This window comes from Paraburkholderia phenoliruptrix, assembly GCF_902859825.1.
Classification (GTDB): domain Bacteria; phylum Pseudomonadota; class Gammaproteobacteria; order Burkholderiales; family Burkholderiaceae; genus Paraburkholderia; species Paraburkholderia phenoliruptrix.
Genome location: NZ_CADIKB010000052.1, coordinates 1 through 21,398, shown reverse-complemented (window position 1 = coordinate 21,398; position 21,398 = coordinate 1). Strand labels below are relative to the sequence as shown.

General features: G+C 66.4%; 18 protein-coding genes. 9 read left to right on the top strand and 9 right to left on the bottom strand.

What is annotated here, in order from left to right; all coding sequences use genetic code 11:
- Positions 1-157: 157 nt before the first annotated feature.
- Entirely contained in the window at positions 158-1,528 is a 1,371-nt protein-coding gene (pmbA, locus tag HV711_RS29960; protein WP_013589205.1) for a metalloprotease PmbA, read from the top strand.
- A 36-nt stretch (positions 1,529-1,564) separates the two neighbouring features.
- Here the strand turns inward: pmbA and HV711_RS29955 are convergent, their stop codons facing one another.
- Together HV711_RS29955 and HV711_RS29950 are read right to left on the bottom strand one after the other, a co-directional pair.
- Entirely contained in the window at positions 1,565-2,065 is a 501-nt protein-coding gene (locus HV711_RS29955) for a dihydrofolate reductase (RefSeq protein WP_013589204.1), read from the bottom strand.
- A gap of 114 nt (positions 2,066-2,179) precedes the next feature.
- A complete protein-coding gene (locus HV711_RS29950; RefSeq protein ID WP_035476813.1) occupies positions 2,180-2,455 on the bottom strand; it encodes a hypothetical protein in 276 nt (91 codons plus the stop codon).
- A 533-nt stretch (positions 2,456-2,988) separates the two neighbouring features.
- On the opposite strand from HV711_RS29950, the gene HV711_RS29945 reads away from it, so the two are divergent.
- Together HV711_RS29945 and HV711_RS29940 are read left to right on the top strand one after the other, a co-directional pair.
- A complete protein-coding gene (locus HV711_RS29945) occupies positions 2,989-4,383 on the top strand; it encodes a sigma-54 dependent transcriptional regulator (RefSeq protein ID WP_013589202.1) in 1,395 nt (464 codons plus the stop codon).
- Positions 4,384-4,697: 314 nt separating this feature from the next.
- Positions 4,698-5,669, top strand: coding sequence for a thymidylate synthase (locus HV711_RS29940; protein WP_035476810.1), 972 nt, complete (start codon positions 4,698-4,700; stop codon positions 5,667-5,669).
- 93 nt (positions 5,670-5,762) lie between these two features.
- On the opposite strand, the gene HV711_RS29935 is transcribed toward HV711_RS29940, so the two are convergent.
- A complete protein-coding gene (locus HV711_RS29935) occupies positions 5,763-8,228 on the bottom strand; it encodes a DUF6600 domain-containing protein (RefSeq protein WP_035476808.1) in 2,466 nt (821 codons plus the stop codon).
- 281 nt (positions 8,229-8,509) lie between these two features.
- Complete coding sequence (locus HV711_RS29930; protein WP_013589199.1) at positions 8,510-9,223, bottom strand: ArsR/SmtB family transcription factor; 714 nt, start codon at positions 9,221-9,223, stop codon at positions 8,510-8,512.
- Between the two features lie 217 nt (positions 9,224-9,440).
- On the opposite strand from HV711_RS29930, the gene HV711_RS33850 reads away from it, so the two are divergent.
- The 4 genes from HV711_RS33850 to HV711_RS29915 all read left to right on the top strand — a co-directional run bounded on the left by HV711_RS33850 (position 9,441) and on the right by HV711_RS29915 (position 12,949).
- Positions 9,441-9,572, top strand: a complete 132-nt coding sequence (locus HV711_RS33850; RefSeq protein WP_279612673.1) for a hypothetical protein — start codon at positions 9,441-9,443, stop codon at positions 9,570-9,572.
- A gap of 434 nt (positions 9,573-10,006) precedes the next feature.
- Positions 10,007-11,158 (top strand): MFS transporter, encoded by a 1,152-nt coding sequence (locus HV711_RS29925; protein WP_035476806.1) that lies wholly within the window; start codon positions 10,007-10,009, stop codon positions 11,156-11,158.
- Complete coding sequence (locus HV711_RS29920; RefSeq protein ID WP_035476803.1) at positions 11,158-12,348, top strand: GlxA family transcriptional regulator; 1,191 nt, start codon at positions 11,158-11,160, stop codon at positions 12,346-12,348. Before HV711_RS29925 ends, HV711_RS29920 begins: the two co-directional genes overlap by 1 nt.
- Positions 12,349-12,442: 94 nt before the next feature.
- Positions 12,443-12,949 carry an acyl-CoA thioesterase gene (locus tag HV711_RS29915; protein WP_013589195.1) on the top strand — a complete coding sequence of 169 codons (507 nt, stop codon included), beginning with the start codon at positions 12,443-12,445 and terminating at the stop codon, positions 12,947-12,949.
- A 70-nt stretch (positions 12,950-13,019) separates the two neighbouring features.
- On the opposite strand, the gene fumC is transcribed toward HV711_RS29915, so the two are convergent.
- The 5 genes from fumC to HV711_RS29890 all read right to left on the bottom strand — a co-directional run bounded on the left by fumC (position 13,020) and on the right by HV711_RS29890 (position 19,697).
- Positions 13,020-14,420 (bottom strand): class II fumarate hydratase, encoded by a 1,401-nt coding sequence (gene fumC / locus HV711_RS29910; protein ID WP_035476801.1) that lies wholly within the window; start codon positions 14,418-14,420, stop codon positions 13,020-13,022.
- A gap of 14 nt (positions 14,421-14,434) precedes the next feature.
- Complete coding sequence (locus tag HV711_RS29905; protein ID WP_013589193.1) at positions 14,435-16,084, bottom strand: phospholipase D family protein; 1,650 nt, start codon at positions 16,082-16,084, stop codon at positions 14,435-14,437.
- A 113-nt stretch (positions 16,085-16,197) separates the two neighbouring features.
- Positions 16,198-17,157: a ketopantoate/pantoate/pantothenate transporter PanS gene (panS, locus tag HV711_RS29900; RefSeq protein WP_035476799.1), complete on the bottom strand. Its 960-nt coding sequence runs from the start codon at positions 17,155-17,157 to the stop codon at positions 16,198-16,200.
- A 496-nt stretch (positions 17,158-17,653) separates the two neighbouring features.
- A complete protein-coding gene (locus HV711_RS29895) occupies positions 17,654-19,066 on the bottom strand; it encodes an MATE family efflux transporter (protein WP_035476797.1) in 1,413 nt (470 codons plus the stop codon).
- Between the two features lie 412 nt (positions 19,067-19,478).
- Positions 19,479-19,697 (bottom strand): RNA-binding S4 domain-containing protein, encoded by a 219-nt coding sequence (locus HV711_RS29890; RefSeq protein ID WP_013589190.1) that lies wholly within the window; start codon positions 19,695-19,697, stop codon positions 19,479-19,481.
- A gap of 411 nt (positions 19,698-20,108) precedes the next feature.
- On the opposite strand from HV711_RS29890, the gene HV711_RS29885 reads away from it, so the two are divergent.
- Both HV711_RS29885 and HV711_RS29880 read left to right on the top strand, forming a co-directional pair.
- Positions 20,109-20,597: a hypothetical protein gene (locus HV711_RS29885; RefSeq protein ID WP_028362819.1), complete on the top strand. Its 489-nt coding sequence runs from the start codon at positions 20,109-20,111 to the stop codon at positions 20,595-20,597.
- Between the two features lie 157 nt (positions 20,598-20,754).
- Positions 20,755-21,036, top strand: a complete 282-nt coding sequence (locus HV711_RS29880) for a hypothetical protein (protein WP_013589188.1) — start codon at positions 20,755-20,757, stop codon at positions 21,034-21,036.
- Positions 21,037-21,398 lie beyond the last annotated feature (362 nt).

Genomic DNA, 21,398 nt, shown 5'->3' with positions numbered 1-21,398 from the left:
CTATGATCGCGGGATGCTTCAACGATGCCCATGCGCCTGTGATTCGTACATGAAGGAACACGAGGCACAGGCGAGGCGCACGCGAGTCGCGCGAGCAGGTGCGAGCGCGCATGGACGAATACCCGGGCCGCTCGGCCCCACAAGGACGGCAACCACAATGGCAGCAGACATGGACGTCAGGCAGCGCTTTTTTCCGCATACCCAGGATGAACTGAAGGAAATCGCCTCGGACATCCTTCGTCACGCGAAGTCGCTCGGCGGCACCGACGCCGCGACCGAAATTTCCGAAGGCGACGGCCTGTCCGTCTCCGTGCGGCGCGGCGAAGTCGAGACGATCGAGCATAACCGCGACAAGATGGTCGGCGTGACGGTGTTCATCGGCAACAAGCGCGGCAATGCGAGCACTTCGGATTTTTCGTCGCAGGCGCTGAAGGACACGGTCGCGGCGGCGTACAACATTGCCCGCTTCACCGCGGAAGACGATTGCGCCGGTCTCGCCGAAGCCGAGCTGCTCGAAACCGAACCGCGCGACCTCGACCTCTATCATCCGTGGAATCTGTCCGCCGACGAAGCGGTGGAGATCGCCCGTCGCGCGGAAGACGCCGCGTTCGCCACCGATCCGCAGATCAAAAACTCCGAGGGCGCAAGCGTGTCGGCCCAGCATTCGCAGTTCGTGCTCGCCACGTCGCGCGGTTTTCTCGCGGGCTACCCATACTCGCGCCATTACATTGCGTGCGCGCCGATTGCCGGCAGCGGCCGCAACATGCAGCGCGACGACTGGTACACATCCACGCGCAGCGCCGAACAGCTGGCCGATCCGGAAGCCGTCGGCCGTTACGCGGCGCAGCGGGCACTGGCGCGCATCGGCGCGCGCGGGCTCGACACGCGCAAGGTGCCGGTGCTGTTCGAAGCGCCGCTTGCCGCCGGTCTGCTCGGCGCCTTCGTGCAGGCCACGAGCGGCGGCGCGCTGTATCGCAAGACGTCGTTTCTCGTCGACAGCCTCGGCAAGCCGGTGTTCGCGCCGCATGTGCAGATCGTCGAAGATCCGCACGTGCCGCGCGCCATGGGCAGCGCGCCGTTCGACGAGGAAGGCGTGCGCACCCGCCAGCGCTCCGTCGTGAAAGACGGCGTCGTGGAAGGCTATTTTCTTTCGACGTATTCGGCGCGCAAGCTCGGCATGCAGACCACTGGCAATGCCGGCGGCTCGCACAACCTGTCGCTGCTCAGTTCCAACACGCGCGCCGAGGACGACTTCGAGGAAATGCTGCGCAAGCTCGGCACCGGCCTGCTGCTGACCGAACTGATGGGGCAGGGCGTGAACTATGTGACGGGCGACTACTCGCGCGGCGCGTCGGGCTTCTGGGTCGAAAACGGCAAGATCCAGTATCCGGTCGAGGAAATCACGGTGGCGAGCACGCTGCAGGAGATGTTCCGCCACATCGTCGCGATCGGCGCGGATACCATCACGCGCGGCACGAAGCAAACCGGCTCGGTGCTGATCGAACGGATGACGATCGCGGGGCAGTAAGCGATTTTTCGCTTCGGCGCCGCCACGCCGCTCGCCTCAGTGGCTCTTGCGCCTGTAGGTCACGAACGCGTAGTCGAAATCGTTCGGCGCATCCGCGCGGTGCGTTTCGTGCGCGACTTCTTCCCACTCGTCAGGGTCGACTGCGGGGAACGTCGCGTCGCCCTGAAAATCGGCCGAAATCTCGGTGACGATCAGTTTGTCCGCGAGACGCAGTCCTTCCACATACAACTGCGCGCCGCCGATCAGAAACGCTTCGGGAGCCTGATCCTGGGCGGCGAGCTTCAGCGCTTCGTCGAGCGTGGTGGCGGCGTCGCAGCCCTGGAAGCGCCGCGTCGCGTCGCGCGTCACGACAATGTTGCGGCGTCCCGGCAGCGGCCTGCCGATCGACTCGTGTGTCTTGCGGCCCATGATGATGGGCGCGCCCATGGTGGTGCGCTTGAAAAACGCGAGGTCTTCGGGAAGTCGCCAGGGCAACTGGTTGTCGCGGCCGATCACGCCGTTATTGGCGCGAGCGACGATCAGAGTGAGCGTCGTCATCGAATGGAAGGGGGAATGTAACCGCACCGATTCTACCTGACACCGGCGCCCGGGCCGCGGCGCGGCCTGTCTTCGGCCGCTTGCGCGCCCCGGTTGCCGCGGGGACCACGCCAGCTATTTGCACGGATCGTCCGGCGCCAGCTGCTGCACGGTGTGAGCGGCGTCTGACGGAACCGGTAAGGGCAAAGGCAGCGGCGGAGCAATTTCGTCCCACAAAGTCACGCGCGCGGGCGCGGTCAGTGCGCGCCGTGGCGCCGACGCCTCGAATGTGAAGGTGCGGTTCTGCCGCGAGCAAAGCGCGTCGGCAACCGCCGCGGGATGCCGCTCGGGCAAAAGCGCCGCGCGCAGCGCAACCGGCATCCGACGGATGCCCAACAACGGTAATCGCATATGTGCCTCCTCAGGTACCCCAATTAGCGAAACACATGCCACCGGGCCCAATCCCTTGGCCCGTCGGCAGGCAGCCGGATCATCGCGCGGGCGAATTAAACAAAATTGGCTGAAAACGTTTCAGGTCTGAAACGGCGAGAAGAAAATACCTATTAAGTGTTAATTGCGGCGGTACGAACTACCTGCGCCGCTACGTATGAGAAAAGCGCTTCCACAATTGCTTATTCGTAAGCTGATTACTTATTTATCGACCCGCGCGCCTTGCTGGGCAAGGGCAGGCGGATTAAATTCGCATAATTGTTTTCCAAGCGGCGCGCGTATAGTAAGCTCTCGGAAAGAGCTCGGAATTTAAAAAAGCCCGCTAACGGGCCGTCTCAAACACACACGCCGCTTTCTGGGGATCAGCTGTCCGCACGGAATGGAATGGCCGTTCGGTTTTTGCTATTTGCGAATCCCGAATGTGCCAGCGTGTCTGAATTGCGGTTCAGGTGCGTGCATCATCCTTAACGTTCGTTGACGAGAGGATCTGAATAATGGAACCCGCAACGCGGCAACTGATTTACGTTTCGCGCGAGCCGAGCGCGGAACTGAACACCCGCTTCCACCAGCGCGGCTGGCATGTGGAAGTGGTGGGATCGGCGCGCGACGCGCGCCGGGCCGTACGCGCCGGTTCGGCAGCGGGTGGCCTGCTCGATCTGTCCAGTCATTTCCAGCCGCATGAAATTGCCGCTTTCGAATCCTGCCTGACCATGCCGAATGTCGGCTGGGTCGCCGCGACCATGCCCGGTCAGCTTCAGGACGCGGCGCTGCGCCGCCTCGTGCGCGATTATTGTTTCGACTATGTGACGGTACCGTATTCCGGCGACCGGATCGTCGACTCGGTCGGCCATGCGTACGGCATGATTTCGCTCGGCGAACCGGCTTCCAATGACGCCTCGCAAGGCGCCGAAGGCGAAATGGTCGGCTCGTGCGACGCCATGCTCGCGCTCTTCCGCTCCATCCGCAAAGTCGCAATGACGGACGCGCCGGTGTTCATTTCCGGCGAATCGGGCACGGGCAAGGAACTGACGGCGGTCGCGATTCACGAACGCTCGGCGCGGCGCAACGCACCCTTCGTGCCGATCAACTGCGGCGCGATCCCGCCGCACCTGCTCCAGTCGGAACTCTTCGGCTACGAACGCGGCGCGTTCACCGGCGCCAACCAGCGCAAGATCGGCCGGGTCGAAGCGGCCAACGGCGGCACGCTTTTTCTCGACGAAATCGGCGACCTGCCGCTCGAAAGCCAGGCCAGCCTGTTGCGCTTTTTGCAGGAGCGCAAGGTCGAGCGGCTGGGCGGCCATTCCGCGATCGATGTGGACGTGCGGATCATTTCTGCGACGCACGTGGACATGACCGCCGCGATGATCGAGGGACGTTTCCGCTCGGACCTGTATCACCGCCTGTGCGTGCTGCAGATCGACGAACCGCCGCTGCGCGCGCGCGGCAAGGACATCGAGCTGCTCGCGCGTCATATGCTTGAGCGTTTCAAGAAGGACGCGAGCCGGCGGCTGCGCGGTTTCGCGCCGGACGCGATCGCGGCTTTGCACAACTACGGCTGGCCGGGCAACGTCCGCGAGCTGATCAACCGCGTGCGGCGCGCGATCGTGATGTCCGAGGGACGTGCGATCACCGCGCGCGACCTCGAACTGGCCGAGTATGTCGAGATCGTGCCGGTGTCGCTCGCGCAGGCGCGGGAAGCCGCCGAGCGTCAGGCTATCGAGCTTGCGTTGCTGCGTCATCGCGGGCGGCTGGGCGACGCCGCGCAGGAACTCGGTATTTCCCGCGTGACCTTGTACCGGCTGCTCTGTTCGCACGGCATGCGTCATATGGAAAGCGAACCGCTGTCGACGTCGCACGGCGGCTTGCCGGCTTCGGTGCCGCATCTCTGAAACGCGGCGGGGCGTGCTTGTGAACGCCTTGGGGCGCTGAGGCGGCCGGGCGGTTGCAAGCCGCGGTCTTTGCTGCACTTGCCGCGCCTCGCTGCACTTTGTTGCGTCTTGTCGCGCGCGGTTGTCCGCCGCGCCCCCCTGTTGGTTCCCGTCCGCTGGGTCTCGCGCCTCTCGCGTGTATTTGCGCATTTCTGTGCGCTGCGGATGCGTCGGCGTGAATGTCGGCGGCAGATGACCGCGCTTGGTAAAATCGGGTTTTCCGCTCAATCTCGCCGCGCGCCGCCTGGCGCTTGCGCCGCGCCGAAGGAACCCGCATGAAACAATACCTGGACCTCGTCCGCACGATTCTCGATACCGGCACGTGGCAGGAGAACCGCACCGGCATCCGCACGATCAGCATGCCGGGCGCCATGTTGCGCTTCGATCTCCAGCAGGGTTTCCCGGCGGTGACAACGAAAAAACTCGCATTCAAGTCGGCTGTCGGCGAACTCGTCGGCTTTCTGCGTGCGTCGCGCAGCGCGGCGGATTTCCGCGATCTCGGCTGCAAGGTGTGGGACGCGAACGCGAACCAGAATCCGCAGTGGCTGGCCAATCCGTATCGCGAGGGGCCGGACGATCTCGGCGACGTGTACGGCGTGCAATGGCGCCAGTGGCCGGCCTACAAGGTGCTGGACGCCGGCGCGGCCGCGCAGCTCGCCGACGCGAGCGCGCGCGGCTTTCGCGTAGTGACGGAGTTCGACGAAAACGGCAGCCGCAAGGTGCTGCTGTACAAGGCAATCGATCAGTTGCGCCAGTGCCTCGACACGATCATGCAGAACCCGTCGGACCGGCGCATTCTGTTTCATGCGTGGAACCCGGCGGTGCTGGACCAGATCGCGCTGCCGGCGTGCCATCTGCTTTATCAGTTCCTGCCGAACGTCGCGCGTCGCGAAATTTCGCTGTGCCTGTACATCCGCAGCAACGACGTCGGGCTCGGCACGCCGTTCAACCTGACCGAGGGCGCGGCGTTGCTGCATCTGGTCGGCCGGTTGACGGGCTATACGCCGCGCTGGTTCACGTACTTTATCGGCGACGCGCACATCTACGAAAATCAGCTCGACATGCTGCAGCAGCAGCTCACGCGCGAGCCTTATGACAGCCCGACGTTGGCTATTTCCGACCGCGTACCGGACTATGCGCAGACCGGTGTGTACGAACCCGAATGGCTGGAGAAGATTGAGCCGTCAGATTTTTCGCTGATTGGCTACCGGCATCACGAACCGCTGACAGCGCCAATGGCCGTTTGAGACAGGGGACAGGAAAAAGCCCCCGCGATGGGAATCGCGGGGGCTTTTTTTATGCCGCTGAGCGGCGGCCGGCTTGCGATGTAGCGAAGGCGCTCACCCTCGGTGATGCTCGTCGTGGCCACCGCCCGAATGCTGGTCTCCATGCGGAGCCTGCGGTTGCGGTTGCGGCTGCGGATGCGGCTGCTGCGCCTGCGGCTGCGGACGCGGCTCCTGACGCGGCTGCATCTGCTGCTGCGGATGAAATTCGGGACGAGGTTGCTGCTGCGCTTGCGGCTCGGGACGCGGCTGAACCTGCTGCGGATGAAACTCCGCACGAGGCTGCGGCTGCGGCTGCGGACGCGGTTCCTGACGCGGCTGCATCTGCTGCTGCGGATGAAACTCAGCACGCGCCTGCTGCTGCGCCCGCGCATCGAACACCGGCTGCGCCTGCTGCGGACGACCCTCTGGACGTGGCGCCTGTTGGACCTGCGCCCGCGCGACCGCCTGCGGCCGGTATTCCTGCTGTGCCGGCTGCGGAACCCGCTGCTGCGGTTGCGCCTCTCCCACACGTGGCCGTTGCGCAAACGCCGGATTGTCGACAGGGTGCGGCGCCTCGCGCTGGCGCATCGCTGCGTTGGCGTCGGCACCCGCCTGCTGCGGGACGCCGGGCCTTGCCGCCTGCGGGTCCCCACCGCCTCGCGGCCGGCTCTGCTGCGCTTGCTCGGCCATCGGCACGTGCGGCTGTGTCCACGCCGGCTCGTGGCGGCCGTCGGTCGGGGCTTGCTGAGCCATGCCGTGTTGTTGCGCAAAGCCCGACGCATTGCCGCCGTTCTCACGCGGTGGACGCGGCACGCCGTTGGACGGCGCACCCGCCGCCTGCCCGCCGACCCCCGGCTGCGGAACCGGCGCCCCTGCTGCCGCGCCCGGCATGCGCCCGGGCAGATGCGACTGCACGATCCGCACATTCTGCGTCGGCACGGCACCGGCCCCGCCGGCGAAGCGAGCAGGCACCGACGTTCGCACGATCGGCTGCCCCGCGCCCGGCACGCGCGCCCCGCTTTGGGCGAAGCGCTGGGCAAGCGCGTCGTGGTAAGCAGGCGGCAGCGACGGACTGCGCGTCGCCACCACCGGCCGGCTCATGACGCCCGCCGGCGGCCGGTCGCTCGCCCGGCGCTGACCGGGGCCGAAGCTCTCGCGCACCGGCGCGATGCCAGGCGCGCCCGGATTGATCCGCGCATTGCGCCACTGTGCGGGATCGACCTTCTGCGCGAAGCGGCCCACCGGCTGCCCGTGCACGAAAGCCGTCGCCGGCACGGCGGTCACGGCCCGCGGCGCCCGATAGTTGATGTACGTGTTATGGATGTTGGTAATGTGGTAGTTGTTGACCACCGTCGTTTGATTGACGCGTTCGTAGTAGCGCGGGCTCCAGTTATCGTGGCCGCCCCACTGCGGATGCCAGCGCTCGCCCGGGCCGAGTGGGAACCACGCTACGCCCGCTGCTATCGCGCCGCCAATCGCCAGATTCACGCCCCAATCGACACCGCTGCCGCCACCGCCGACGAAAGCCACCAGCGCCGGGGCGTAGACCGGCGGCGCGCTCACCACGACGGGGCCGGGCACCCATGCCCAGGCGTCGTCGACATACGCCCAGCGGCCATAGTGGTAGGGCGCGAAGCCCCACGGCGCGTCGTCGACCCACGTCCAGCCCCACGGCGCCTGCCAGACCCAGTGGCCGTCGTGGTAAGGCGCCCAGCCGGCGGGCGTCGTGCGCGGCACCCACACTTCGCCGTACTCCGGGCTGTTGCGCCAGGTGCCGTTGGCGTCGAGGTCCTGGTAACCTGGAATTTCGCGCGAGACGTAGCGCGCCGACACGGAGCGGTCTTCCGCCGCGTCGCGGCTCGCGGCCCATTGGTCGAAGGCGTCCGGGCCCGGCACGCCGTTGTCGGCGAGCGCCTGCAGGTTGGTCCCGGCAAAGCGCATCTGCTGGCCGGCGGCGATCGGCACCTCGCCGCCGTCGCCGTAAACCGTCGCGTTGCCGCTGCGCACGGTGACGGTGGTGCTGCTGCCGTCCGGCGCCACGTCGACGCGGTAGTCGCCCGGCCCGTTCAAACCGAGCGCGAGGTTCGGCGTGTCGATTTCATATGACGACCCCGGCGGCAGCTCCCGCACATGCGCCGACAGCGTGCCTTGCGCGACCTTGAGCTGCGCGCTGTTGTCGTCGAGGTTGAGCAGGTCGAGGCTCGTGGACTGACCGAGCCGCACGGCCGTGGAGCCGATATGCAGTTCCGAGCGCGCGTTCTGATCGTTCCACAACTGGTCGCCGGTGGTTAGCGGCCGGTTGATCTGGGCGTACGACCAGTCGGCGGCGCCGGCGGGTTCCGTGGTGACGGTTCCGGCCATGTAGTTCAGGCGCGCGACGCGCCCCGGCGGATCGGTGTTCTGTGTGGCCGCGCCTTGCGGCGGAAGGCCGGCTTCCTGCGCGAGCGCGCACTGCGTTGCGAACAGAAAGGCCGCGGTGGCGAGCAGGGTATAGCCGAGGGTGCGATGTCTGGACGGTAGGCGTGGTGTCATGGTTTTCATGATGCGTTCTCCGACGGACGATGCACATGCAGCATCCGTGAATCACTCTACCCGTACCGTCTGTTTCAAGGCCCCCACATTTGTAAGGCCGGCTCACCAGCGGTAACAAAAGGTCTCGATCGGGTCTCGATCGGGTCTCGACGGGCCTCGACGGGCCTCGACGGGCCTCGACGGGCCTTTTGACCGGGCCTTTTCCCGCATTCGGCGAAGATGCAGCCGCCCCGACACTTTTGGAGCGCCTCGAGGCCGCGTCGCATCGCGTCGCTGCCTCGCTGCCTCGCTCACTCGGCGAGAAACGCGTCGAAATGCCGATGACCCGCCGGCGTAATGCGCAGAATGCGCGGCCGCTCGGTTCGTTCGACCCAGCCGCGAGCCGCCCACGATTCGAGCAACGCTGCGCCGAGCGCGCCGCCCAGGTGCGGGCGCCGTTCGCTCCAGTCCGGGCACGTGCAGGCAAAGCGGCGCCGGCGGCTGCGCTGCGCGGACAGGTCGATGCCCCAGTCGGCGAAGCGCGCGGCGCCGTCCGCCGTGGCTTCCAGCGACGTGCCTTGCACGCTCAGCAGGCCGCGCCCGATGAGCCGTTCGAAGACGCGCACCGACAATTCGCCCGCCATATGGTCGTAACAGGTGCGCGCGTAGCGCATCTCGGTCGGCACGGTGCGCACCGGTCGCGGCGCTGGACGCCGCGGCGCGCTGACTTGCGCGACGTTGGCGAGCGCCTCGATGGACGCCGCGATGTCCGCCGACGCAATGCGAAAGTAGCGGTGCCGGCCGCGTACCTCGAGCGCGAGCAGCCCGCCGTCCGTAAGACGCGCAAGATGGGCGCTGGCCGCCGACGGCGACAGTCCCGCGATCATCGTCAATTCGCCGGCGGGGCGGGCGCTGCCGTCCATGAGCGCCCACAGCATGGCGGCGCGGCCGGGGTCCGCCAGCAGCGCGCCGATCCGGCTGAGGCCGGGAAAATGATTGTGTTCGTCTGCGAGGATGGCGGGCATGGGGCGCTCCATGGTCAGTCGTGTCGGCGCTGCGCGGGCCGCGCAACGTGTCATGCAGCCACTGTACGCGGCCCATGCATTCTATGTTTCAGCTTAGCGTGAACCGTGGATTGCAGCCGCTACGAAAACCCGGCGCCGCCGCATGCGGGATTGGGCTTCTGCGCGCGCCTGCCGCGCCAGGCTAGAATCGACGCCTGTCTTTGCAGGGAACGCGGTCATGAAAATGGTGTTGGCGCTGGTGGCGTCCATTGTGTTGCTGGGCGCTTGCGCGCAAGGCGGTTCGGCATCGGGCAACGACAGCGTCACGATGTACGGCACGATCGACGAGGGTATTACTTTCCACAAGTAACGGGCCGCCAGACACATCGCGTGCCGCGGCTCTCGCCGGGCTGGCAGTAAGTGATGCATCATTGTCATGACTGCCACGCGCGGTCATGTGACGATGAGGCTTTCGTCACTTGAGCCGTCTCGCTCACCGTGGCCGCCCCAGCGTGAATGGCCGCTGTGCGGGCGGTGACCGCCAGGGCCACTTTTTGCCGCCGGGACCGATCCATGCCGCCTGCCGCTTCTGCCACGACTGCTGCTTCGACAACCGCCGTCACAACTGACGCCACAAACGCCGTCACCACAACCGCGGCTCCCACAACCGCCGCCCCAACCGCCGCCCCAACCGCCGCCCCAACCGCCGCTCCCGCGACCGGCTCCGCTCCGCCCACGGCGGACCGGCACGGCTCCGACCCCGAGGGCAGGCGCGCTGCGCGCGTCCTGGCCGTCTGCCAGGCGTTGTACACCTCGTCGGTATCGATCGATCTCACGCTGACGGGGCTCGTCGGCTATACGCTCGCCGACGACAAGGCGCTCGCCACGCTGCCTTTCTCGCTGATCACCGTGGCCGCCGCGCTCACAACCATCTTCGCGTCGTTCCTGATGGCGCGCATCGGCCGCCGCGCGGGCTTCGTGCTCGGCGCGGGCGTCGGCGCGCTGGGGGGCGCCGTGTCCGTGTGGGCGATTTTTCACCACGACTTCTGGGCCTTTTGCGCCGGCACCGCGACGGTCGGCGTGTTTCAGGCGTTCGCGCAGTACTACCGGCTCGCCGCCGCCGACGCCGTCGGGCTCGAAGGCAAGAGCCGGGCGATTTCGACGGTGCTCACCGGCGGCGTGGTCGCGGCCGTGTGCGGGCCGCTGCTCGCCGCGTGGAGCAAGGACTGGCTCGCGCCGGTGGCCTTCGCGGGCTCGTATGCGCTCGTCACCGGACTCGGGCTCGCGTCGATCGTGCTGCTGATGCTGCTGTACCGCGACATGGCGCCCGTGCCCGCCGCAGTCGCGTCGCATGACGCACCGCGGCCCCTCGGCGAGATCGTGCGGCAGCCCATTTTCGCAGCGGCGCTCGCCAACAATGCGCTCGGCTACGCCGTCATGATGTTCGTGATGACCGCGACGCCGATTGCGGCGGTGGCGTGCGGTCACAGCATCGGCGACGGCGCGGCGATCATCCAGTGGCATCTGGTCGGCATGTTCGCGCCGTCGCTGTTTTCGGCGCGGTTGATCAGGCGCTTCGGGGTGTTGCCGGTGATCGGCGCGGGCATCGTGCTGTCGGCGCTGTGCGGCGTGTTCGCGCTGCGTTCGACCGACCTGGCGCATTTCTACGCGGCGCTCGCGTGTCTCGGCGTCGGCTGGAACTTCATGTTCGTCGGCGGCTCGACGCTGCTCGCGCAGTCCTACCGGCCGTCCGAGCGCGCGAGGACGCAGGCCACCAGCGAATTCACGACCTTTGCGTGTTCCGCGCTCGGTTCGCTGTTCGCCGGGCAATTGCTGGCGCGTTTCGGCTGGGCGACGATCAATGCGGCCATCTTTCCGCTGCTTGCCGTGGCGGCGCTTGCCACGCTGGCCTATGCGCGCTCGGCGAGGCGCCGCGCGGCCGCGGGAGTGGTGTGATGAGCGCGCGGCATATTGTGTTCGCCGTTGCACCCGATCTCGTGTTGCTCGACGCGTGCGGACCGCTGGAGGCGTTCTGGCGCGCGGAGCTGGCCATGGCGGCGGGCGACGGGAATGGCGCTGGGAATGCCGCCGGAAATGATGCCGGAAATGATGCCGGAAATGATGCCGGAAGTAACAACGGCCGGCGCGCGTTGTCCATGCCGGGGGCGCCACGTGCGCGGCCCGTGGCCTATCGCACGACGGTCGCGTCCGTCGAAGGCGGTGTCCTGCAGACGTTTCCGGGCCTCCCGGTCGTCACGGAGCGGCTCGACTCGCTCGACGCCGAACCGATCGACACGTTGATCGTCCCGGGCGTTCCCGTCGACGAGCACCGCCCGCTGCAGCCCGAACTGGTCGCGTGGATCAGGCGCAATGCGCCGCGCGCCCGCCGTGTGTGCTCGGTGTGTACCGGCGCGTTTTATTTGGCCGCGGCGGGCCTGCTCGACGGCCGTCGAGCGACCACGCATTGGCGCGACGCGGCGCAGCTTGCGCGCCGCTTTCCGAACGTTCATGTCGACGCCGATCCGATTTTCATCCGCGACGCCGGCAGCGGCGCCGGCGCAGGCGTGGTCTGGACCTCGGCGGGCGTGACCGCGGGCATCGATCTCGCGCTGGCGCTCATCGAGGAAGACCTCGGTCATGCCGTCGCGATGCAGGCCGCGCGGCGGCTCGTCGTCTTCATGAAGCGGCCGGGCGGCCAGTCGCAGTTCAGCGCGGCGCTGGCGGCACAGGCGTCGGCGGGCGGCCCGTTCGACGCTCTCCATAGCTGGATGGCCGCGCATCTGCGTGAAGATCTGACGGTCGAGCGCCTTGCCGAGCGCGCGCGCATGACGCCGCGCACGTTCGCGCGCCGCTATGTCGACGAAGTGGGGCGCACGCCGGCGAAGACGGTGTCGGCGCTGCGTCTGGAGGCGGCGTCGCGGGCGCTGGCCGAATCGCGCCGGCCGCTCAAGCGGATCGCGCTCGACTGCGGTTTCGGCAGCGAGCAGAATCTGCGGCGCGCATTCGTGCGGCGCTTCGGCGTGCTGCCGCTCGAGTATCGGGAACGGTTCATGTCGGCGGTGACGTCGTCGGCGGCGGGTGGCGTGGCGGTCGGTGTCGATGCCGGCGTCGATCTCGCGGACCGCGCGGGCGTCGCCGCCCGCTGAAAGACGCGACCGGACGCCCGCGTAGTGGTCACGCCGTCAATATTGCGCTCGTATAATCGGCTCCTTTCAATGCATCCGATTGACCGGAGTCAAGATGAGCAGCCATCCCGCAGCGCCGTTGGACCGTTCCGAAACCACCTTCCGTTTTCTCGCCGAACCGAGTTCGGTCAACTTCGGCGGCAAGGTGCACGGCGGCGCGCTGATGAAGTGGATCGACGAAACCGCGTATGCCTGCGCCGCCGTGTGGTCGGGGCGTTATTGCGTGACGGTGAGCGTCGGCAACATCCGCTTTCGCCGGCCGATTCTGGTCGGCAACCTTGTGGAACTGCGCGCGCGGGTCGTGGCGACGGGGCGCACCAGCATGCACATCCATGTGTCGGTGCAGGCCGGCGACCCAAAGGGCGGCGAGTTGCTGCAAACCACGGATTGCCTCGTCGTGATGGTCGCCGTCAACGAGAACGGCCACCCGGTGCAGGTGCCGTCGTTCGTGCCGGAGACCGACGAGCAGAAGCGCCTCGCCCGCTACGCGATGGACGTCAAGGAAGCGCTCGACGCGATCGTCGAACTGAAGCCGGAAGAAGTGGCACAGGGCAAGATCTGAACGCGCGGGCGTAGCGGCGTTGAGCGGGCGGCTGTCGCGAGCCGCCCCACCTGCGAAGCCGGAGGCGCCTTCACGGCGCCGAGTGTCCCACCATATCGCCCGGACGGACCCATTCGTCGAACTGTTGCTCCGTTACGTGGCCGAGCGCGAGCGCCGCGGCCTTCAGCGTCGTGCCTTCCTTGTGCGCCTTCTTCGCGATCTGCGCGGCCTTGTCGTAGCCGATATGCGGATTGAGCGCCGTCACCAGCATCAGCGATTCGTTGAGCAGCGTGTCGATCCGTTCGCGGTTCGGCTCGATGCCGACCGCGCAGTTCTCGTTGAAACTGTGCGCGCCGTCCGTCAGCAGGCGGATGGATTGCAGCACGTTGTGCGCGATCATCGGCCGGAAGACGTTCAGCTCGAAGTTGCCGCTCGCGCCGCCGATGTTCACCGCGACGTCGTTGCCGAACACTTGTGCGCAGAGCATGGTCACGGCTTCCGACTGCGTCGGGTTGACCTTGCCCGGCATGATGGAGCTGCCCGGCTCGTTTTCCGGAATGGACAGCTCGCCGAGTCCGCAACGCGGGCCGCTGGCGAGCCAGCGGATGTCGTTCGCGATCTTGTTCAGGCTCGCGGCCACCGTCTTCAGTGCGCCGTGCGCGAACACGAGCGCGTCGGCTGCGGCCATCACTTCGAACTTGTTGGGCGCGGACACAAAGGGCACGCCGGTGAGCTGCGCGATGGCCGCCGCCACTTTCTGCGCGAACTGCGGATGCGCGTTCAGACCGGTTCCGACCGCCGTGCCGCCCTGCGCGAGTTCATACAGATGCGGCAGCGCCGATTCGACGTGACGGATGCCGTGATCGAGCTGCGCGACATAGCCGGAAAATTCCTGACCGAGCGTGAGCGGCGTGGCGTCCTGCAAATGCGTGCGGCCGATCTTGACGATGCCGGCAAACGCCTTCGCCTTGCCGTCGAGCGTATCGCGCAGCGTCTTCAACGCAGGCAGCAGATGCTTGACGATGCCATGTGCGGCGGCCACGTGCATGGCCGTCGGGAACACGTCGTTCGACGATTGCCCGCGGTTCACGTCGTCGTTCGGATGGACCTTGCGCGACTCGCCGCGCTCGCCGCCGAGCAGCTCGCTCGCGCGATTCGCGATCACCTCGTTGAGGTTCATGTTGGTCTGCGTACCGGAGCCGGTTTGCCAGACCGCGAGCGGAAATTCTTCGGGATGCTTGCCGTCGATGATCTCGTCGGCCGCCTGCATGATCGCGCGCGCCTTGTTTTCGGCGAGCATGCCGAGGCCTAAGTTCACCTCGGCTGCGGCGCGCTTGATGACGGCGAGCGCGGTGATCAGTTCGGGCGACTGCTTCTCGGTGGAAATGCGGAAATTCTGCAGCGAGCGCTGCGTTTGCGCGCCCCACAGGCGGGCATTGGGCACGGCGATTTCACCGAACGTATCGCGCTCCATTCGTACGTCTTCAGTCATGGTTCAGCTCCGCTTTAAAGTTCTGCGTTGACCGGCAATAGGGAGAATAGCCCGGTTAGCAGATTCCGGTACAAGCCTGCCTGCGGGTCGAAAATATAGCTTCGACGCGCGCCGTTCTCGACATCCGTCCACACGAGCAGCGACGGCGGCGCGCCGATGGAGCGCAGATAGGTGAGTTGCGCCTCGTCAGCCAATGTGACGTGATAACTTTCTTCCGGTCCGATGGCGCGCTGGAAGATGTCGGCGACCTGCGCCGCGAGCGGCGGACTGTGAATCACCAGCGCGAGTTCGGTGTTCAGATGCGCCGAGCGCGGATCGAGGTTCATCGAGCCGATCACGAGAATGCGGCGGTCGATCACATACGTCTTCGCATGCAGGCTCGCACGCGATTGCGACCCTGCGACGCCCGCCGGCGGCGTTTCCTGGCGCGGCCGGAATTCATACAATTCGACGCCTTGCTTGAGCAGCGGCACGCGAAACGGACTATAGCCCGCCTGCACGGCGACGGCGTCGGTGGCGGCCAGCGAATTCGTCAGGATTGCTACACGTACGCCGCGATGCGTGAGTTCGCCGAGTGTCTTCACGCCTGCATCGTGCGGAACGAAATAGGGCGAGACGATCAGGAAGTCTTTGCGTGCGTCCTTCATTAGTTCGCCGAGGCGCTGCATCGGCGGGCTTATGTAGTCCGGCGAGGGCTTCTCGATCTTCTCCGGGTCATCCACCTTGAACTCCGCCTGCGCCCATGTCAGGCCGAGCTGCCTGCCGGCAATCTGCGCGGCGAGCGGCGTCGCGTTCAACGGCTTCGCGTTGTACGGATCGGCATTCGTGCGCCAGTGCTTGCGAAGATCGTCGCGTGTCTGGTCGAGTTCCTTCGGCTCGAACGTCTGCTTGTTCAGCACGCCGAGCGGATAGGCGAGGCTGCTGTTCCAGTAGTCGTCGAAGCTTGCGGAAACATCCGCGGTGATCGGGCCGGCCGCGAGCACGTCGATGTCGCGGAACTGCAGCACCTCGCTCGCGCTGAAGTATTCGTCGCCGAGATTGCGGCCGCCGACAATCGCCAACTGGTTATCCGCGATCATCGCCTTGTTGTGCATGCGGCGCGTGAAATGGCCGATCTGCGTGAACAGATTCGTGGTGCGTTCAAACACACCCTGGTGCGCGCTGCCGAACGGATTGAAAACGCGAATCTCGATGTTCTTGTGCGAATTGAGCCCCGCCATGACCTGGTCGATGTCCTTGAAATTCAGGTCGTCGACCAGCATGCGCACGCGCACGCCGTGATCCGCTGCATAGAGCGCCGCGCCGAGCAGCAGCTTGCCGGTGGTGTCCTCCTTGGCGATGTAGTACTGCATGTCGAGCGTTTTCGTCGCGGCTCGCGCCAGTGCAATGCGCATCTGCAAGGCGTCCGTGCCGCTCGACAGCACGCGAAAGCCCGACTCGCCCGGATGAGCGGCTTCGAGCGGTTGGAGCGCCGCGCGAAGCGGCGTGTTGTCCGTGGCGGGCAGTGCGTGAGTGACCGTGCGATCGAACGCGGTGGCGGGCGGCTTGCTCGCGCACGCGGTCAGAAATGCCGATGCGCAGCACAGCAGGAAGAAATGTCTCGCAGAACTGAGTGCGCGTTTGCGCTGTGTTGCGGTCTGCTTTTGTTGTAGATGCCACTGCACACTCTTCCCCTTTTTTGTTCAGGCTTTTCGTGCGGCGGCGCGGTGCATGGACACACGCTGCCGAGAAATCCATTCTAAGGGGAATCGGGCCGGGCTTGCCGTGGCCCGAATCGTCAGACACGCTCGGCGTTCGGGACCCGTTCGCCGTCTGGATGCGTCGAGCCTTTCGCCGGACGTCCCGCCCAGAAGCCCGCAAGCAGCGAGCCCGACAGGTTGTGCCAGACGGAGAAGAGGGCGCCCGGCAACGCGGCGATCGGCGTGAAATAGAGTTTGCCGAGCGTCGCCGCAAGGCCCGAGTTCTGCATGCCGACTTCGATGGCGAGCGTGCGGCACACCGCTTCGTCGAAACCGAGGAGGCGCCCGCCCCAATAACCGCCGAGCAGGCCGATGCCGTTGTGCAGCACGACGCCGAGCATGACCACGAGACCGACCGACGCAATGCTCTTTTGCGTGCCGCCCACCACCGCGCCGATGATCAGCAGAATCGCGACCATCGACACGAGCGGCAGCACGGGTTCGACCTTGCGCACCGCCTTGCCGAACAGATGGTTCACCGCGAGCCCGACCACGATGGGCAGCGCGACGATTTGCAGAATGCTCATCAGCATGCCGTGGACGTCGACGGCGATCGACGCATCCACGTAAAGACGTGTGAGCAGCGGCGTCGCGAATACGCCGACGAGCGTGGACAGCGCGCTGATCGTCACCGAGAGCGCGACGTCGCCGCGCGCGAGATAGATCATCACGTTCGACGCCGTGCCGCTCGCCACGCTGCCGACGAGCACCATGCCGGCGGTCAGGTCGGGCGGCATGCGCAATGCCTTCGCGATCACCCAGGCGGCGAGCGGCATCACGAGGTAATGCAGCACGATGCCGGCGATCACCGGCGCGGGCCGCGTGAAGACACGCTGAAAGTCCGCGACGGACAGCGTGATGCCCATCGCCAGCATGATGATGGTCAGAAGCGTGGTGACGTGCGGCGCGATGCCGCCGAACGAAGCCGGCGAACAATAGGCGGCAATCGAGACGAGCACGGCCCAAAGCGGAAAGAGACGGGTGATGCGGGCAAGCATGAGACAAGGTCCTTGGTAATGTATTTTTTGCGAGAAGCGGGAGTGTTCTATCGGCCAGCGCGCGGGGCGATGACGAACGGCGATGTGCCGCAGCCGCAGCCCGCCGCGCATGACGGCGAGCGCGCGTCAGAACCTGCCGAGCAGCGTGCGCGTCGCGGCGGATGAGGTTCGTTCGTCGACAACGGGAGCAATGCGTCCGCGGATGGCGGAGCTGCCGGCGGCGCGATCCTTTGTGGGGCGCGCGGGCGTGTGTTCAGCGCAACGACGCGGTTTGTGCGACTTGCGCCGAAAGCGGCATTTTACCGTTGAGGCGACAAGCGTGCTCAGCGACTCGTTGCGCGCGCAACGAGTTTGCATCTCAGCCGATGAGTGAAGGTGAGCGTTCGGCGCGGCACCGGCAAGCGGCTCGTCGCTGCGTTGCGATGACCGCCGCCGGAATCTTGCCCGCGGCCGCGCCTCGTGAGTGGACGAGGTGTGCCCGCTCGTCGTCGTTGCTTTAAACCGATGCGGCGGGCGGCGCGTCCGCGGCCGCCGGCAGGCGGCGCAGGCTCAGCTTGTGAAAGCGCAGCGTCATCAGGAGCGCGACGCTCGCGAGACCTGCCGCGAGTCCCCACCATAAACCGCGCGCGCCGAGCCCAAAATGAAACGCGAGTGTGTAGCCGGTCGGAAAGCCGATTACCCAGTAACCGAAGGCGGCCGCCATCATCGGAATGCGCGTGTCTTTCAGGCCGCGCAGGCAACCTGAACCCACTGTTTGCATTCCGTCGACGATCTGGAAAATGGCGGCCACGCCGAGCAGCGAACTGGCGAGCGCGACGGTCGCCGCATTCGCAGGATCGTCCAGATGCAGATACAGGCCGACGATCCAGTGCGGCGCCGCGATCAGCACGATGCCCGAGAGCGTCATGAAGCCGACGCCGAGCGCTAGCGCGACGAAACCCGCGTGGCGCGCGGCGAGCGGCTGTCCGGCTCCGGACCAGAAGCCGACTCGCACATTGGCCGCCTGGCCGATCGCCAGCGGCACCATGAACGCCACGGATGCGACATTCAGCGCGATCTGATGCGCGGCCAGTTGCGACTCGCCCAGCAGGCCGACCATCAGGCCGGTGGCGAGAAAGAGCGTCGACTCGACGCCGTAGGTGATGGCGACCGGCCAGCCGACGCCGAAGAGCTCACCCATCAGCGGGACGTTGGGGCGGGTCGCGACCACGAAGTGCCGATAGCGCGGCCGCAGGTGCAGTAGCGCCATCAGCACGAGCGCCGTGAGCCAGACGGTGATCGACGTCGCCGCGGCCGAGCCGAGAAAGCCGAGCCGCGGCAGCCCGTATGCGCCATGAATCAGCCCGTAGTTCAAAAAGCCGTTCACGCCGACGCTCACGAGCGACACCCACAGCAGCCGCCGCGCCGCGCCGATCGCCGGCAGAAACGAGCGCATCAGGCCGACGCCGATCAGGCTGCCGAGCGCGCCCCAGCGCAGCACGGCCGCGTATTGGCCAACATTGTGCGCGAGCAGCGCGGGTTCGCCGAACGCGAGCAGAATTGGCGTCGCGAAGGAAAGCAACGCGAACGCCGGCACGGACAGCAGCACCGAGAGCACCAGACCTGTCCAGTAGATGTGCGGCACGCGGCTCTCGTCCTGCGCGCCGCGCGCATGCGACACGCTCACGCTGACCGACGTGAGCACGCCCTGCAGCAGCGTCACGACGACGAAAAACAGGTTCGCGCCGAGCCCGCCGGCCGCGAGCGCGTCGGGGCCGAGCGAGCCGAGCAGGATCGTGTCGGTGACGCCCATCGCCATTTGCGACAGTTGGGCAATGGCGAGCGGCGCGGCGAGCCGAGCGGTGTCGGCGGCGTGGCGCGAGAAAGTCGGCGGACGGGCGGTCGTCCGGGTGAAGCCGGATTGGGTCATGGAGTGTGCGTGTTGATCGGTTGCAGACGGGCGTATCGCGGCCGAATGGGGCAGACGGGCGGACGTGGCGACGCGGGCTTTGGCGCCTCCGCGGCTTGGGCTGCGGAGGCAATCGCCGCAGCGCACCGTCGCGCGCTGAACCCCCGCCCTTCGACCTTGGACCCCGGACCCTGGACCCTGGACCCGCCACGCATGCGCCGGCACGGACGCGCCGCGCTGCCACGTCCACCATGCCGGCGATGGCGCCCAAACCCGCGACTCACGCGCCGGCCCGGCGTCAAGCCGCGTCAACCCATCGGTTTGTCTGGCGAAACCGACAGCTTATTGGGTGACCGCTGTAATGTCGATGGACAACGCACGTTTCTGGTGCGCGCGCTCGTCGCGGATTCTCGTGGTCTTTCGCCGCGCCGGCTCAAGCTTCGTGAACCGCTATTCGTGTATCGCCGAGCAACACCACCTGACCCGCGCGGATCTTGCACGTTTTACGCGTTTCGACGCGGCCGTCGACGGTCACGGCGCCGTCGGCGACCATCATTTTTGCCTGGCCGCCGCTTTCCGCGAGGCCCGTTATCTTCAGCAGATTGTGGAGTTCGACGTAGTCGCCGGTCAGCGTGAAATCTAGATTGGGCATGGGCTTTGCACTTTCGGGCGAGGGGTTCGCATCATAAGCCACAAGCTTGCCCTGAAGAAGGCGCGCTGTCTTTACCGCTGTCCCGGGCGCTGCCTTGGCGGGAGCCGCCGCTCAGCCGCTGCCGCTGCCGCTGCGGCTACCGCCGGCCGGGCGTTACTGCGGTGTCGCCGCGTCCCGGGCCGGTGCATCGCAAGCAAATGCAAGCAGATGTTATGCGCTTGTCAGAAAGTGAAACGTCGCGTAACACCGGTCGCCACGAAACGACTTCACTCGTAAAGTGGGTCTCAGCAGCAAAGCTTGCCGGATCGAGTTCGGCTATGAGCAGACCGGGCGGCGTCCCGACCGGCATCGCCAGGACGCGGTGCTACGACGCCTTTCCCGCGTCACGACAACTTTAGAGAGGACATTGCCATGACCCAGATTCGTACGCTCCTGATCGGTACCGCCATGACCGCATTCGCCGCTAGCGCGGCTATGGCACAGACCACGCAGCCCGTGCAGCCGGTGCAGCCAGCCGCGGGCGTGAATACGCAGGCGCAGGTTCAGGCGCAAGCGCCGACGCAAATTCAGACACCGGGCGCCGAGCTCGCGCCGGCTGCGCAAGGCGTGCAGCCGGTGACGCCGGCACCGACCCGCCTGACGGCGTCGGGGTCGACGGATCCGCTCGTGCAGAAGCGCGAAGCCAACGCGAAGGCTAATGCCGAGTACCGCGCGTCGAAGAAGGCATCGAAGGCCGAGCTCAAGCAGCACGAAAAGGCCGCCAAGTCCGAATACAAGGAGCAGGTGCGCGACGCCAAAATCAACATGAAGGCGGACAAGCAGGCCGCCAACAATGAAATGAAGATGAACATGCAAGGCCAGGCCGGCGACCAGGCCGAGGGCGGCGAAGTCAAGCATTGATTTCGCATTGATCCGGCGTTGAGTCGCGCATTTTCGGCGCGCTAACCCGCATTCATCGCAGGTCGAACCTTGGCGTCGCGTGCCTGCGACGCCGGATTCGCGCTCAGGCGGGCGTCGGTCCCGCTTGAACTGTCAGCTTTGGCAAGGAGGTATAGCAATGAATAACACTCAATCCACGAAATCTCTGAAAACCGCTGCCGGCCGGCTCGGCGCGCTGTTGATCGCCGGGTGCCTGTCGTCGGTTGCATTGGCGCAAGCGAGCGATCCGGCCGCCGCGCCGGTCACGCACGCCGACAAGAAGGCCGCGAAGCAGCAGGCGAAGGCGGACAAGAAGGCGGCTGTCGCGCAAGCCAAGGCGGACAAGGAAAAAACCGAGGCTCAGGCCGACGCCGACAAGGCCAACGCCGAAGCCAACCTGAAGGACGCGAAGAAGCAATAAGCCGCATGTTGTTTTTCGACGGGTGGCTTTCCGGAGCTTTCTGGAGAGCAGGCCAGTCACCCGCTGACGATCACGGCCCGTGTCGCGCGAAGCGAACGGGCCGTGGTTTTTGGTGAGTGCTGTCAGACGCAGCGGGCGCGGCACAGGCGATGCCGCTCACGCGGCAGTCCACCGGGACGTCGCCGGAAGCCCGCCGGCAGGTCATGCCCCGTGTCCCGAAAAAAGGGCGCTTGTGCGCCAGGGTTGTATGGATATAAGGGCTATCCATTTAGCTCCACAATTTCACATTATGGTGAAGCTTTGACCTTTGGCGGACGTTGCGCGATCTGGCGATACGTGACGGGTTCGGCCACTACGGCCTG

Coding starts and splice junctions, on each gene's coding strand:
- pmbA (WP_013589205.1), top strand. CDS start 158: ATGGCAGCAGACATGGACGTCAGGCAGCGCTTTTTTCCGCATACCCAG.
- HV711_RS29955 (WP_013589204.1), bottom strand. CDS start 2,065: ATGACGACGCTCACTCTGATCGTCGCTCGCGCCAATAACGGCGTGATC.
- HV711_RS29950 (WP_035476813.1), bottom strand. CDS start 2,455: ATGCGATTACCGTTGTTGGGCATCCGTCGGATGCCGGTTGCGCTGCGC.
- HV711_RS29945 (WP_013589202.1), top strand. CDS start 2,989: ATGGAACCCGCAACGCGGCAACTGATTTACGTTTCGCGCGAGCCGAGC.
- HV711_RS29940 (WP_035476810.1), top strand. CDS start 4,698: ATGAAACAATACCTGGACCTCGTCCGCACGATTCTCGATACCGGCACG.
- HV711_RS29935 (WP_035476808.1), bottom strand. CDS start 8,228: ATGAAAACCATGACACCACGCCTACCGTCCAGACATCGCACCCTCGGC.
- HV711_RS29930 (WP_013589199.1), bottom strand. CDS start 9,223: ATGCCCGCCATCCTCGCAGACGAACACAATCATTTTCCCGGCCTCAGC.
- HV711_RS33850 (WP_279612673.1), top strand. CDS start 9,441: ATGAAAATGGTGTTGGCGCTGGTGGCGTCCATTGTGTTGCTGGGCGCT.
- HV711_RS29920 (WP_035476803.1), top strand. CDS start 11,158: ATGAGCGCGCGGCATATTGTGTTCGCCGTTGCACCCGATCTCGTGTTG.
- HV711_RS29915 (WP_013589195.1), top strand. CDS start 12,443: ATGAGCAGCCATCCCGCAGCGCCGTTGGACCGTTCCGAAACCACCTTC.
- fumC (WP_035476801.1), bottom strand. CDS start 14,420: ATGACTGAAGACGTACGAATGGAGCGCGATACGTTCGGTGAAATCGCC.
- panS (WP_035476799.1), bottom strand. CDS start 17,157: ATGCTTGCCCGCATCACCCGTCTCTTTCCGCTTTGGGCCGTGCTCGTC.
- HV711_RS29895 (WP_035476797.1), bottom strand. CDS start 19,066: ATGACCCAATCCGGCTTCACCCGGACGACCGCCCGTCCGCCGACTTTC.
- HV711_RS29890 (WP_013589190.1), bottom strand. CDS start 19,697: ATGCCCAATCTAGATTTCACGCTGACCGGCGACTACGTCGAACTCCAC.
- HV711_RS29885 (WP_028362819.1), top strand. CDS start 20,109: ATGACCCAGATTCGTACGCTCCTGATCGGTACCGCCATGACCGCATTC.
- HV711_RS29880 (WP_013589188.1), top strand. CDS start 20,755: ATGAATAACACTCAATCCACGAAATCTCTGAAAACCGCTGCCGGCCGG.